The sequence below is a fragment of the Verrucomicrobiia bacterium genome (assembly GCA_035765895.1).
Classification (GTDB): domain Bacteria; phylum Verrucomicrobiota; class Verrucomicrobiia; order Limisphaerales; family DSYF01; genus DSYF01.
The window spans coordinates 76,589-91,298 of record DASTWL010000016.1 but is presented as its reverse complement, the minus strand read 5'-3'; the positions used below and the strand labels follow the sequence as shown (position 1 = coordinate 91,298).

General features: G+C 62.7%; 8 protein-coding genes. All 8 read right to left on the bottom strand.

Annotated elements, in window-relative coordinates; all coding sequences use genetic code 11:
* Positions 1 to 233 (bottom strand): hypothetical protein (locus VFV96_04055; GenBank protein HEU5069571.1); only part of this gene is annotated, 233 nt, incomplete at its 3' end.
* Between the two features lie 19 nt (positions 234 to 252).
* Positions 253 to 1,674, bottom strand: coding sequence for a sugar porter family MFS transporter (locus VFV96_04050; protein HEU5069570.1), 1,422 nt, complete (start codon positions 1,672 to 1,674; stop codon positions 253 to 255).
* 17 nt (positions 1,675 to 1,691) lie between these two features.
* A complete protein-coding gene (locus VFV96_04045; protein ID HEU5069569.1) occupies positions 1,692 to 4,157 on the bottom strand; it encodes an immunoglobulin domain-containing protein in 2,466 nt (821 codons plus the stop codon).
* 23 nt (positions 4,158 to 4,180) lie between these two features.
* The gene (locus VFV96_04040) at positions 4,181 to 5,008 is read right to left on the bottom strand and encodes a prepilin-type N-terminal cleavage/methylation domain-containing protein (GenBank protein HEU5069568.1); all 828 of its coding nucleotides are present in this window, start codon (positions 5,006 to 5,008) and stop codon (positions 4,181 to 4,183) included.
* 118 nt (positions 5,009 to 5,126) lie between these two features.
* Positions 5,127 to 10,451: an autotransporter-associated beta strand repeat-containing protein gene (locus VFV96_04035; protein ID HEU5069567.1), complete on the bottom strand. Its 5,325-nt coding sequence runs from the start codon at positions 10,449 to 10,451 to the stop codon at positions 5,127 to 5,129.
* 305 nt (positions 10,452 to 10,756) lie between these two features.
* Positions 10,757 to 11,974, bottom strand: a complete 1,218-nt coding sequence (locus tag VFV96_04030; protein ID HEU5069566.1) for a DNA-binding transcriptional regulator — start codon at positions 11,972 to 11,974, stop codon at positions 10,757 to 10,759.
* An 86-nt stretch (positions 11,975 to 12,060) separates the two neighbouring features.
* Positions 12,061 to 12,948 carry an AraC family transcriptional regulator gene (locus VFV96_04025; protein HEU5069565.1) on the bottom strand — a complete coding sequence of 296 codons (888 nt, stop codon included), beginning with the start codon at positions 12,946 to 12,948 and terminating at the stop codon, positions 12,061 to 12,063.
* A 269-nt stretch (positions 12,949 to 13,217) separates the two neighbouring features.
* Positions 13,218 to 14,708: a sulfatase gene (locus VFV96_04020; protein ID HEU5069564.1), complete on the bottom strand. Its 1,491-nt coding sequence runs from the start codon at positions 14,706 to 14,708 to the stop codon at positions 13,218 to 13,220.
* Between the last annotated feature and the right edge of the window lie 2 nt (positions 14,709 to 14,710).

Genomic DNA, 14,710 nt, shown 5'->3' with positions numbered 1-14,710 from the left:
CGCCATTTGCGATCGACCGGTTTCTCCGCAATGCGGTCCGTGAACGGCAGCGGATACACCCGCCCGCTGCTCCCCTGATACACCCGCTTCTCCAAAAACATCGGGTTCTTGTCCGGCGCAGCGGGGAGATATGTGGGAAGCACCAGCTCCTCGACCCGCACTTGAACAGAACTCGCCGCCTGGGAACTGCTTTTCACCGCCCGCGCCCCGGCCTCTGTGTGTGGCATTTTCATTCGATCAAATTCTCCCAAATTAATCCACCAACTCGCGCTCAATCTGTTCCAGCGTCTTGCCCTTGGTCTCGGGCAGTTTGAGTTTGATGAAGAAAAATCCGGCGACGCAGATCGCCGCGTAGAGCCAGAAGGTTCCAGCGGAGCCGAGCTTCGCGTTCAAAATCGGGAATGTGTAAGTGAGGATGAAACAGGCGATCCAGAGCGAGGACACCGCCACCGCCATCGCCGCCCCACGAATGCGGTTGGGAAAAATCTCCGAGATGACCACCCACGTCACGGGCGCGAGTGACATTGCGTAGCAACCGATGGCGGCGAGCACCAGCAACAACATCGGCAGACCTTTGACACCGCTGGCGTAACAGAAGCCCATCGCGACGTAGATGGCGGCGAGGCCGGCCGCGCCGAGCAACATGAGCGGGCGACGTCCACCGCGATCCACGACACCAAGTGCCACGAACGTGAACGCCAGATTCACCGAACCGGTCCAAGCAATGTTCTTGAGCACGCTCGAGATGTCATAGCCGGCGGCGCGGAAGATTTCCTCGGCGTAATTGAAGATGACGTTGATGCCGCACCACTGTTGGAACACGGCGAGCACGATGCCCAGCACAAGCACCTTGCGCATCCCGGGCTCGAGCAGGTCGGCGAAGCGCACATGCTGAATTTCCTCGCCGGCGAGCGTGGACTTGATGTCGGCGATGGCTTCGTCGGCGTAACGCGGACCGCCGATCTTCGTCAGCACGGAACGGGCGCGTTCGGTTTTGCCATACTTGGCCAGCCAGCGCGGGCTTTCGGGCACGAAGATGGTGCCGAGCAGGAACAACAGCGCGGGCGCCGCCGTGAGTCCAAACATCCAGCGCCAGCCCTGCTGGCCAAACCACGAGTTGCGAATGAACTCGTCCGTCGCGCCCGCCGGCAGATTCCGCACAAGAAACCAGTTGAGGTATTGCGCGAGCAGAATGCCGACGACGATGGTGAGCTGATTGATGGCAACCAGCTTGCCGCGCATCTGGGCCGGAGCGACCTCGGCGATATACATCGGCGACAAATTTGACGCGAGGCCGATGGCAACACCGCCGAGCATGCGCCACGCGATGAAGATGGTGAAGTTGTGCGCCAGCGCGTTGCCGAGCGAAGTCACCGCAAACAGCAACGCCGCGATCAGCAGCAGTCGCCGGCGGCCAAACTTGTCGCTGAGCGCGCCCGCCACCAACGCCCCCACCAGACAGCCCAGCAGCGCGCAACTGTTGGCCCAGCCGATTTGCACTTCGCTCGTGAGGTGAAAGTAGCGCTGAAAAAACGGCTTCGCGCCGCCGATGACGACCCAGTCCCAGCCGAAGAGGAGTCCACCCATCGCCGCGACGACGGAGATGAGCCAGACGTAGCCGAGGTTGTAGTCGGCCCGCGCCTGGAAGGTTTCAGTTTGCGTTGCGGTGATCATGCAGTGGATTGCGTTTGCTATGGATGAACCAGCCGGAAGAAGACGCTGGCCGACGGCGCGTCGAGTGGAATCGTCCAATGGTTCGTCATGATTGCATCCGGCACGTCCCACCAACCGGCGCCCAAGCCCGTGTCCAGCGCGTTGGTTTGACATTGGAGACGCCAACCGGTGTAGCCGACCGGCCAGTTCAACGTCAACTTGTCCGCCACGATGGCCGCGGCCAGATTGGGCGGAGATTGCAGCACCAGCGTCGCGCTGTTGGTCACGGTGCCATCGGGACCGGAGACGATCACCGAATAGACGCCGGCATCGTTTAGCGACACGGATGAAACGGTGATGGAATTTTCATCCGCGCCCGCGAGCGTGACGCCATTCCTCTTCCACGTGTAAGTGAAGGGTGGCGTGCCGGCGGCCATCGTCGTGAAGGTGGCCGGGTTCCCAACCACCAGCGCCAGATTGGTTGGCCCGGAGGCGCTGGTATTGCCGGAACCAAGCCGGAACAGTTTCGACTGCCGCGCGCCCAGACTCACGTTCCACGTTGCACCGCTGACCGAAGTGGTCGCGCCGCTCCACAAATCCAAAGCTGTGTAGCTGCTCGAAATCCCCAGGCGGGCGAGGTTCAAATTTTTTACCGTGCTGGAGGTCGAGTAATTGAACACCGCGACATACCATGTCGGGCCGTCCTGCCGGACAAACACGTCGGCGGCAGCCGTCCCCGTGTTTCCTTCGACGGGCCGGAACGAAACGCCCGCACGCGCCACTTCGTTGATGCTGGCGTTGGTCAAACAGGTCCGCGCCAGGCTTTGTCCCGCCGGGGAAGCCAGATCATCGCTGTTGAGGAAAACCGTTCCCGCCACGGCGCAGTTGATGAGGCGGCTTTGATTCTCGTTCGCCGTCACGCCGGAGAAGCGCATCAAATCCGGGTCATTGAACGAATACAGGCGCCCATTGATCCACCAGCCATAGGTGACGGCTTGCATTGTGTTCATCGTGTCACTGATGGAGGCCGCGGTGTCGCAGTAAATGCGCCGCGCATGGGCGTATTGATACGGAAAGATCGGTGCGATGGATTCACTGAGGAACATGCGTCCGTTGTTCAACGCCACCAGATGCGCCATGCCCTGGTTGTAGGCCTGAATGCCCGTGAGCACGTTGGTGTCGTAATGCACGCCCTCCATCGCCCCGTGCGTCAGGAAATCCAGCTTGAGATAGTCGAAACCGCGGCTCTTGAAATAGTTGAGGTAGTAATTTGCCAGCTGCCGCCAGCCGGGATGCGTCGGGTCAAGGGCCACACCACCATCCCAGATTTGCGGGGCGCCGGTCTTCGTCCGCAGGTAGGCGTCGCTCCACTGGTAGGACGTGCCGGTCATCTGCCAGTTGGTGCCCTGCGCCGGCGTGCCCCAGAAAACGAACGGCGTCCAGTAAATGCCGGCTTTCTGGCCGTTGCCGTGGCAAAGGTTCACAAACTGCGTCAACTGCGGGTCACTCAGATTGTCCCAGAACGAATCCAGGTTCACATAGACGACTCCGCGATCGTGAAAATGATTCGTTTGCAGGTCGCTCTTGATGAAGTTTGCGACCGCCGCCGCGTTGGAATAGCTCACGCTGGTGCCATAGGCATACCAACTGTTCCAGCCAAACGGCACGCCGCCGTCCCACGCCAGCTTGGGCGCGACGGCGGCGTTCGCATCGGCGTAAGCCTCCATCGTGATCCGCCAATCGGGACCGAAGCCCACGAACGCCGTCGGCGAACTGATCGTGTCGCCGGTCACCAGGCCATGTTCCATCACATCCCGCGTATCGGACGACGTGACGCCGCCAAAGACATTCAGGACGTTCAGCTTGTTGTTCGCGCCCTGGAAATAGATGCCGGTCTTCCACGTATCATGCGTCACCGAGCCGACGACGAGGCCGGCGCGGGTCGCATTGTCGTAGAACGCGGCCACCTCGTAACTCAGGCTCGTGTTGTTGATCGGCATGGCGTTGTAACTGAACGTGAACGAGTCATTGTCGAACGGCACCGTCAGCGCGCGATTGTCGTTGGCGCTGCCAAGGTCCACGCCGCCGACGATGTCCATCACCACCGGCCCCATCCAGCGGGATTGCACCTGGCTGCCACTCACGGTCAGGCGCGTCAAAAAACTGTTGTCCTGGTCGAGAATAAACATCTGCTTCAGCACGGGCAGGCCCGACTTGGTCAGCGTGAATTCCACCGTGTTGCCGCTCACCGTCCAGGTGCGGTTGCTGTAAGCCGTGCCGGTGAGGTAACTGATGTGAACATCGTTCGTATAAAGATCGTAGCCGGCATAAAAGCCTGAAATTTTGAGCGCGTTCTGCCAGTAAAAGTTCGCCCGCCCCGTGCTGAGATCGTAATCGAGCCGCACGTTGGCGTTGGTCATCTTGACGACGCTGCCGGACTGCACCGGCGGCGGCAACGGACCAGCGAATCCAGAGACCGCCAGAGCCAGTGCCAGTGCGAACAAAGACGGACGCAATACCACAAGCCTCATGGGGGACGGATGGCCGGTGGCTGCCAGTCCACGTGCCAGTAAAGGCTCCAGAGCGACTCCAGCTTGACGACCTCGGCATGGCCATCGGTGAACCCAATAGCGATTGAGCCGGTCAACTTCTGCCCGGGCAGCACGGAACGTGGCGCCGCCCCGGCGGCGCCGGACCCGTGCCGGGCCACCGTCACCCGCGGCATGCCCTCCTTTTGGCCATTGTCGCCCGTGTAAAGATTGCGCGCAGGCTGATCCGTCTCCAGCGGGTCAAAGTTGATCCAGACGCTGTCCATGAAGACCGGCGTGAGCGTTGGCTTTTGCACGGAGGTTTCCCTGGTGAACGACCACGCGGGATGCGCGAGCCCGTTCCCGAGCGCAAGCGTCGGCGTGGAATTCAGCCACTTGTTGAAGCCATAGCTGGAAGTGTAGGCCGGATTGGAAAGTGTCCAATGCCACGCAAGGTCCGCCGCGCCCGCCGGATTCACGACGCCGGATGGGTTGCCGCGATTGGGCGCCGAGGGACAGATAAGCACGTTGGTGGCATTGCCATAGTAGGCGAGCATCGCGGCCATCCAATCCCCGCCACTCAACGTGGGATCGCCGCTGACCGGCCCGACCCATTGACGCGTCTCCTCGACATACATCTGCCCGGCAAGCGTCAACTGCTTGAGATTGCTGACGCAATTGATCTGCTGCGCCTTCAGCTTTGCCTTGGACAACGCGGGCAGCAGCATCGCCGCCAGAATGGCGATGATGGCAATGACCACCAGCAGTTCGATCAAGGTAAACGCGGCGGCGCGAACGGAAGACTGTTTGTTGGCTCTCGGAATCATTTTTTCTTTCTAAGGCAATCAGGGCTGGGGTTTGTTCGCCTTCACCACCGCTGAGCCGGGCGGAAAACCGGCTCAGCGGCTTCTCTGACGAAAACAAACGACGTCTCACCAGGTTTAATCACGGCACTTGGAGCAGGTAAAACCGCTGCGGCTCGCCGGCATTGACCGCGTTCGTGAAACTGAACGTGCCCGTGCCGCTGAACTGATTCGTCGCCAGCGCCGTCCAGTTGGTCAACGCGAGCGCGACATTCGTGCTGGTCAACACGTAGTAGGTGCCGTCCGCCGGACCATTCGTGCCCGACAGAATGACATTGCCGCCAGCGACGGTGACACTGGCGATGCCGGGCTGGGCCGGCGCGGCATTGATGACTTTGAGCGTGCCGTCCACGGCCAGGCTGTTCGTATCCCACAACAGTCCGTCGCCGGGCGTGGCCGGGACCAGGCTGGCGAAAGCGCCGGTGTAAGTTCCCGCCGCTTTGAAGAGCTTGTAGGCATCTCCCGCAGCCAGCGGCGCGGCGCCAAGGTTGACCAGGTTCAAGGTGCCGCCGTAGCTGAGGTTGCCGCCCGCTTGAATGACGTCGTTCGTGCCGGAACCGTTCAACTTCATGACCGCCGTGCCGTTCAGAACAATGTTGCTGCTGGCGGAGAGCGTGCCGAGCGGATTCGCGCCGGTCGTGATGCCCAGCGTCGTGTTGGTGCCGGCCGGACTCACGGTGGCGCCGGGGACCACTGCCAACTGGCCGGCCACCGCGCCGATGCCCGCCAAGGTCTGTCCGCTTGCCAGCGTGAGCGTCCGGTCGGCGCGCCCGGTGGCATCAATGTGAACGCCCGTCGCGCTGCCGCCACCGAAGAAGATCAGTGCGCTGTTTGCGATGGCGCCATTGCCGGTCAGCGCGATCTGCGGTCCGTTGGCGATGATTGTCGGCCCGGTGTAGGTGTTCACGGCCGAAAGCACCATCTGGTGATTCCAGTTCTCGATGAGCAGGCCGCCGGGGCCGCTGATGACGTTGGTGTAAATCCGGTTTTGGTCGCCAATCAAGAGATGCGCCACACCGTTGAGCGTCACCGCGCAGCCGTAGGTTTGATCGCCGCTGCCGGACCACGCATACCACAAGGCCCCCTCGTCGAGAATGAGATTGCTGCCCGTAAACGGCGCCGGGGCGGTCCACAGGTTGACCCGGCCGTTGTTGCGGACATGCAGGCTGCTGTTCAGCCCGCCGCTCCAGAACGTGAGTTCGCAGTTGGTGTTTACGGTCAGCAGCGTGGCCGGATTGACGAAGCTGGTCGTCATGTTCTTGAGACCCAGCTTGCCGACGGCCAGCTCGATTTCCGTCACGTCATTCGAGACAGCGACGGAGTCCCATTCGCCATAACCATCGCTCGTGGCGCGCGCGAGCGTGGCCTTGTGCGGACCCGCGAGGCTCGAGCCGCTGCCCAGATCCCAGCGGCCGCTGCCGCCCAGTGTCGCGTCACCCGCAAGCGTGATCTTCAGCACATTTCCGTAAATGTCGCCACCACTGTTGACCAGCGCGCCGGCGCCCGTGGCGCCCGTGCCCGAAACCGTCACCGGCCTGGCGCCGCCCAGTGTGACACCGCCGAAGTCGAGCGTCGCGTTGTTGGTGACCGTGATGGCAGAGACCGAACCCAGCGCCGATTTGGTGGTCTTGAGCGTGCCGCCGCTGATGTTGACCGGGCCGGTGAAACTGCCCGCCACATCCAGCGTCAGCGTGCTGCTGCCGCGCTTGGTCAGGCTGGCCACGCCACTGATCTCGCCGTCGCCGGTGATCGTGTAATCAACGGTCGAATTGTTCGTGATGGCGCTGGGTTGAACCGACTGACCGCTCGCCACATCAACGGTGGTCGTGGGCCAGGGTGAATTGGTGATCGAGTCGTCGAACATCACCACGTCATACGCGTAGAAGAGGTCCGGCGAAACGTGGCTCACCCAGTTCGTCCAGTTGGGCGAGGCTTGGGTGTCCCATTCCCCACTGCCGGAAGCGTTGTTCCACCCCAGCACGGACGGTTGGCCACCCGTGACAATCACCTGAATCTTCTTGGGCGTGGTGGTCGTGACGTTGGTCAGCTGGAAGGTGTAGGCGGAGGGCGAGACCGTCATCACGTCCGCAAACGAGCCGCTCAGCGTGCCGGTGTAGGTGATGAGCGTGTAAGCGCGGCCGTTCTCCAACGTGCCGCCAACCGGGTTGACATACAGCGTGTTGCCGTTGGCGGTGAGATTGCCGTTGACCTGCACCAGATCGTTGCTGCCGGTCGCCACCGCGCCAAGGTCGCTGGTGATCATGCCGCCGCCTTCCAACGTCAGATCGCCCGTGGTCAAGGTGCCAACAGTGCCATTGCCGCCAGGCAGCAACGAGCCGCCCAGGTCAACACTGCCGGTGGTGCTGCCGGTGCCGGCCACCGTGGTTCCGCCGTAATTGGTGATGCCGCCGCTGCCCGTGAGCGCAGCGTTCAGATTCAATTGACCGGTGGTCAGCGTGATGCCCAGGGCGTTCCGCAACGGGCCGTTCACGGTCACACTGCCGCCCAGAATATACGCGCCGCCCGCGAAGGCGGGACTGTTGCCCCCCAAGATCAACTGCCCCGTGCCCGTCTTGTAAATGATGCCGTCGCCCGTCAACTCACCGCTGAAGGTCAGCGGGTCGCTGTTGTTCTCCACTTCGCAATAGCCGCCGCCGGAGGAATTGGTCAGCACAATGGGCCCGGTGATGCTGTTCCACCACCAGCCGTTGGCAATCTTGGCGCCGTCGTTGAACACTACGCGCTTGTTCACGGTCACGCCGGTGTCGTCGGCATAGAACGTGAGTTGCGAACCGGCGGCCAGGGCCAGCGTGTTGGTTGGATTGCCGAGCGTGGTGGAGCCAATGACCCCGAAGTTCATGCCGGCCGTGACATTGATATCCGCCAGTGCCGGATCGACCGCGAGCCGCTTCCACTGGAAATAGCCGTTGCCCACAAACGTCACATCATAAGGCTGGCCGCCGCTGTTCAACGCACCGCCTGCGGAACCATCCAGATCCCAGCGGTTCGCAATGCCGAAGGTCGTGTCGCCGGCCAGCGTCAGGCTCGCGGAGAGGCCATAAACCGCGCCGCCGCTGTTGACGATGGCACCGCCGCCGCCCACGCCGGAGCCGGAGAGAACAATGGGCTCCGCGTTGAGGTAATAGCCGTTGAAATCGAGCGTCGAACCGGCCGCCACAACCGTGGCACCAGCGCCCGTGCCCAACGCCGTGGCGTTGCCGACCTGCAATATGCTGCCATTGGTCACCAGCACTGAGCCCGTAAAGGTGTTGGCGCCGCTCAATGTCAGCACGGCACCACCGGACTGCACCAGTTGCCCCGCTCCGGAAATGACGTTGTTGATGGCAAGGCTGTCGTTGCGCACGAAGGCGAGCGTCCCGCTGTTGTTGACGCTGCCATCCGCCGGCAGGTTGCCGGCGCTGTCGTTGTTGCCAACTTGCAGGGTTCCCGCGCTGATGGTCGTTATGCCCGCGTAGTCGTTCACCCCGGTGTTGTCGAGCACGAGCTTGCCCGAACCGTCCTTCACAAGCCCGTTGGGCCCCGTGAGATAGCCGCTGCCGGTGAAGATGTAATCCGGACTTGTGTTGCTCACCGTCACGCTGCCCGGCGCGAAGGCCGCCGTCAGATTGACCGCGGTGGTCGTGGCGCCATCCAGGAAACTCACAAACGAGCCGTCGCTGTAGGCGATCGGCGCGCCTGCAAACCAGTTTGCGGTCGTTGTGTTCCAGTCACCGCTGTTCGCGCCGGTCCAGCGCATCGTGCGCGGGCCGTCGGTCAGCACGAGATCAATCGTCCCGTTCGCCGTGTTGTTGGAAATGTAGCCGACCGCCAGCGGTGGCACGGTGCCGAGACCGAAGTTGAAGCCGGTCCCGCCAATTGCGCCGCCGTAGCTGACGATGGGGACCTGGAACGGATAGCTCGCGATGGAAGGCAACGAGAGCACGTCAATCCAGTTCGTGGCGCCGCCGGCCGTCAGCGTGCCGGTCACGACATTGGTTGAACTGGCCGAGGCAAGCTTGACCTGCAGCCGGGAATTGCTGAGCGCCAGCGCATTCACGGGACTGGCCGAAGTGCCGGCCGTCTTGGTGGCCAGCACACCGCTGTTGACGTTGATGGTGGCCACGCCGCCGCCGCTGATGATGGTGTCGGCATTCACCACGCCGCCGTCGATGTTGAGCGTGCCCGCGCTGCCCGCCACCGCCGTTCCTGTCACGGCAGCCAGCGTCAGGCTGTTGTTCACGGTCAATGTGGCGTTCGCGGCCTGCACGGCGTTGGTGCCGACATTGATGACGCCCGCGCCCGCGCCGCCGCCACTGGCTGTTTGGTTGCCCACCACGACGGTGTTGGCGTTGATGGAACCATTGTCAAAGCTCAACACCCCCAGGGCACCGGCCACGGTTGTGTCACCGCCCTGGCCGAGCTGAATCAAGTCCTCCCACATCGTCACCTGGCCACCGGAAAAATCACAAATGCCGTAGGCGGGCGCATTCGGCGAGCCGCCATTTGCGGCGATTTGCAGATTGCCACGGCCGCCGGTGGCCGAGCCGCCAATGGTTGCCGTGGGCGCGGGCAGGGTGTTGGTGATGGCCGGGTTGAACGCGAAGATGGCGTTGGTGCCGCCGCTCTGGCCGACGATGAGGTTGTTATTGTTGTTGCCCGTGTTGATCGTGTTGGCCGCGCCCAGATACAGCGCGCACGGCAGCGAGTTGCTGGTGCTGCCCTGCCAGCAAATCGTGATGTCGTTGTTCAGGTTGATGACGTTCGTCTTCGCCAGATACAGCGCGCCGTGGCCATGATTGCCCGTGGCCGCCACGAGCAGGCGGTCGCCGGTCTTCTGGAAATTGTCGAGTTCGGACAGATCCAGCGTGACATTGTGGTTGCCGGGTGCCGCCGCGCTCTGCCCCACCGTCAGCCAGCCACCCTGCAAATTCATCGCCGCACCGGGGCCGGTGAACTTGATGACTTCGACAGCGTTGGCGGGCGTGCCCGGTGCCCCCACCGTCATCCAGCCGTTGCCCGCATCCACCTGCAGCGTCACCCCCGGATTGATGAGCGTCACGTAGTTGCCGCCGGTGTTCCGGAAATCGAGCTGCCAGATGGGCATCTGCGCGGCGGCCGACGCGCTGTCGAGGACGGTGTTGACGGTGAAATTGCCGTTGGCGTTCGTGCCGGCGCCGCTGAATTGAACCTGGTTGTAGTAGGTCTGCGAAGGCGACGTCCAGTTCGCCGCATCCGACCAGTTGAGCGTTGCCGAGACGCCAGGCTGCCCCTGCCATTGAATCGTCGCCGCGCCGGCAATGGGAGCGCCGGCCAGGCCAGCCATCAGCGTGGCCAGGCCGGCTATGACGGCCGTGGGGGATTGGCCGCGGCACTTCGGGGAACTGAACGGTCGCATCGGAGTCTTCATGTGGGGTCAGGTTTGAGTTAATGAGTCATGTGGCACGTCGCCACTCTGCCATGCGCCGGAGACCATCGGAATGGACGTTTCGCGGGAGGCTATGGACAATTGACCGCCCATTACCGGACAACAATTCACCACAGCCGCACCAAGTCGCGATTTTACGTGCCATCCATGGACAATTAATCGAATCCACTGTGTGGATCTCGACCGGCCTGGCAAAGCGGGACATGTTCAGCCTCCAGTGTAGCAATTCGCGGCTGTGCGGATGCAAGGGACTTTCGCGGAAACAAATTGACCTTTTTCGGCAACGGTCAGGCCGGCCGCCGCACGGCAACATCCCTGACACTGGTGTGCGCACGATATTGCGAGGGGGTCAGGCCGGTCTTTTTCTTGAAGATGCGGCTGAGGTATTCGGTGTGCGCCAGACCGATTTTTTCGGCGATGAATTCCAACGAGGAACTGGTGTCCGCCAGGAGCTGTTTGGCGCTGTTCAGCCGGACGCGCAAAATCTCCTCCTTCGGCGAACGGCCCAGCGCCTTGGAGAACCGCCGTTCCAGCGTGCTGCGCGAGAGCGCCACCGCCTTGACCACGTCGCGCACATCAATGCCTTCGCAGGCGTGTTCCCGGATGAAACGGGCCGCGGCCGCGATTTGCCGGTCTTCCACGGCCAGCACCTCGGTGGATTGCCGGACCACGACCGCGCGCGGCTCAACCAGAATCAAACGCGCCAACGGCTTCTGCCCGGCCATCATCTGGTCCAGCAACGCCGCCGCCTCAATCCCGATCCGCTCGGTGTTTGGCACCACGCTGGAGAGCGGCGGGGCCGACAGGTCGCAAAGCATTTCATCGTTGTCCACCCCCAGCACGCCCACCTCGTCGGGCACGCCGACGCCCACCGCGCGGCACGCGTCGAGAACCTGCCGGCCGCGGGAATCGTTGCACGCCATCAAACCGACCGGCTTCGGCAGTTCCTGAATCCACCGCGCGACGCGGTTGCCATCCTTGAGCCCTTCGCTCTCAAACTCCACGGTGCTCCCGTAGGCGGCCGAGGGCGGACTGTTGAACACGTGGCACGGCCGGCCCAACTGCTCGACGAGTGCCACAAACGCCTGCCGGCGTTCATCCGAATAATCGGCGCCGTCGTAACCGCAGAAGGCAAAATGCCGGAAGCCACGCTCGCGCAAATGTTCGAAGGCATGACGCGCCGTCGCGGCATTGTCGGTCAACACGCACGGCGCCTGGATTTGCTGCGGGAGATTGCGCAGATAAACGGTCGGCACATTCAGCCGGCGGACCACCTCGACCATGGCCTGGTTTTCCAGCCGCGTGATGATGCCATTGCCCCGCCACTCGTTGAGCCACTGCGGCACATCGTCACAAAGCCCGTGCTCCTCGAACGAAATGGACCAGGGCCCGTGTTCGCGCACGTATTTCGCGATGCCCGTCAGCACCCCCCGCCCGTAGGCCCGCGACGACTCGATGAGCAACGCCACGTGCGGCCGGCCGATTCGATGGTTGCGCCTTTGCATGGAAAACGTCTGCCGCAAGGCTGCCCAAGGCCCGGGCCAATTGCAACGGCCCGCCCGCGCTCTGAAAGGGTTGGAAGGCGCACCCGCTAGACGCCGTAGCGCTGCCGATGCTCCGAAGGCGAATGGTTGTGCAGCTTGCGGAAGGCGCGGGAAAAGTAGAACTGGTCCGAAAAGCCGAGCTGCTCGCTGATCTGTTTGATGGACAAACCGGTGGTGTTCAACAACTGCACGGCGCGCTGCATGCGCAGATGATTGAGGTAACTCAGCGGCGCGTAGCCCGTCACGCGCCGGAACGTGGTGGTGAAATGCGAGCGGGACAGATTCACGAGCGCGGCCAGTGTGGCCACCGTCAACGGCTCCCGCAAATGCCCCTTCATGAATTCGATGCACTTGGCCACGCGCGCCGGCACGTCCGCTTCCCCGTAACCGAACTCCTCCTTGTGCCGCAGAATCAACCCCATCAGGTGCGTCAACGAGTGCGCAGCGTAGATCAGGTGCGTCAACGTGGAGCCATGCTCCAGCCCCTCCAAAACATCCTCAAACAACGAAAACAATTGCACGTCCCCGCCCAGCGGCACCACCGGATTCTCCCGCGTCACCCCCAGCCGCTCGAGATACACCGGCACGTTGGAACCCACCGCGTGAAACCAATGAATCGTCCAGGGCGATTTGGCTCCCGCGCCATAGACATGCGGCGTGTTGGCGGGAATCACCAGCAACTGGTTCCGGGCCACCTCGTGCCGGCAGCCGGCGATTTCGCACCAGCCCGTCCCTTCGGCGCAGTAGATGAAAATGGTTTCCGGACACCCGCGCTCCCGGGAGCAGGTATGGCCGACCGCCTTGGGATAATAGCCCGCGTCCGTGGGCAGCAAATTCCGGAGCAACGGATTCGGCAATGCCCGGGCCAGCACCGGCCGCGGCACCACCACCAGTCGCTGCCCCGCAAACCCCTCATGCTTCTCACGCCGATTCATAAAGGATGCAGATAATGCCCAAAAAGTGTGGCAAAACGGCGCGGGCCATGTTGACCACCGGGTGTGTTGAGAGCCCAAATTAACGAAAGGCGGAGCCACGACCCAAAGGCGGCGGGAAATTAGCATTGATGTGGAGCCGGTAAAGGATTGTTGGCGAAGCCGGCGAATTTTTCCTATGGCCACCAAGGCAACATCGCCTTGACCTCGCCGAAATGAACGAGCTTAGGCCGGGGCCTGGCCGGCCGGTTTCGCCGGGCTTGGGACCCAGTTTAATTGCTAAATTTTTTCTTCGTGCCCGGTTCAGCCCGCCCGCCGGAGACGACTTTGGGATGACAGGCGCGGAGCTGCGCCTTCAGCTGGGCACACACATCCGCATATTCAGACTCCCGGGCGAGATTCTTCAGCTCCTGGGGATCCGCCGCCTCGTCGTAAAGTTCGACGCCTTTGGCGCCGCGGTCCCACTCGGTATAACGCCAGCGCTCCGTGCGGATGCTGTAGCCGGGAACCTTGCCGCGTTGCACCTGTGTGAAGGCCGGGTGATCCCACGCAGCCTCCGGATTGTTCAACAAGGGACGCAGGCTCCGGCCGGCCAACCCGGCGGGCGGCGTAACGCCGGCCAGATCCGCCAGCGTCGGATAGATGTCGAGCAACTCCACGAGGCGCGGGCATGACCGGCCGGCGGTTTTCTGATGGGGCAACGAAATGATCAACGGCGCGCGGGCGGATTCCTCGAAGCAGGATTGTTTGAACCACAGTCCGTGTTCGCCCAGTTGGTAGCCGTGATCGCTCCAGAATACGATGATGGTTTTATCCCGCAGCCCGAGCCGGTCCACCGCATCGAGCACCTTGCCCACCTGCGCGTCCACGAACGAGATGGCCGCGAAATAGGCCCGCTTGCATTCCAGCGCGTGCTCCGGGCTGACCCCGAAGTAAGGCCACGGACGGGTCGAAGCCAGCGCCAGCGGTGGATAGTCGTGTTCCGTCGCGGCGGAGATTTTTGGCAGCGTGATGTCGTTCGTCGCGTAAAGGTCGAAATACTTCCGGGGCGTGATCCACGGACAGTGCGGTTTGTAGAAGCCGACCGCGATGAAGAACGGTTCGCCCCGGTGCGTCTCCATCATCTGGATCGCCCGTGCGGCCACCTTGCCGTCGGTGTGCTCGTCGTCGCTGCCGGTCGGATCGGCCAGAAAGGCCATGGCGGCGCCGAGCCCGCGTTTTGGCGTGTAGTTCATCAGGTCCAATTCCAGCGCGGTTTTGTCGCGGCCCGCGGGATTGAAACGTTCCATCCACGAGGCGCGGTCGTCCAGGCCGTCCGTGCCGATGTCGCCGGGATTGCCGTAATGATAAATTTTGCCGACCCGGGCGACGTAGCTGTAACCGTTCTTCATGAACAGTTGTGGCAAGGTCACCACGTCCGGCAGCCCCTGCCGGAAATGATATTGCAGATCGAAAACGCGCGTCGTATCCGGACGCAGGCCGGTCAGCACCGAGGACCGGCTGGGACTGCACAAGGGAAACTGGCAATAGGCCCGGGTGAACACCGTGCCGGCGGCCGCCAACCGGTCGATGTTGGGCGACTTGACCTGCGCGTTGCCACAACAGCCAAGGTCGTTGTTCATGTCATCCACGGAAATGAACAGGACGTTGGGCCTGACGTCCGGCCCGGAAGCACCGCAAACGGACGGCGGGTTCCATGGCATCACCAGCGCGACGCCGCAGGCCAGGCCCAGCAGCCGGGGTTTTGAGAGGCTGAGGCTCATCA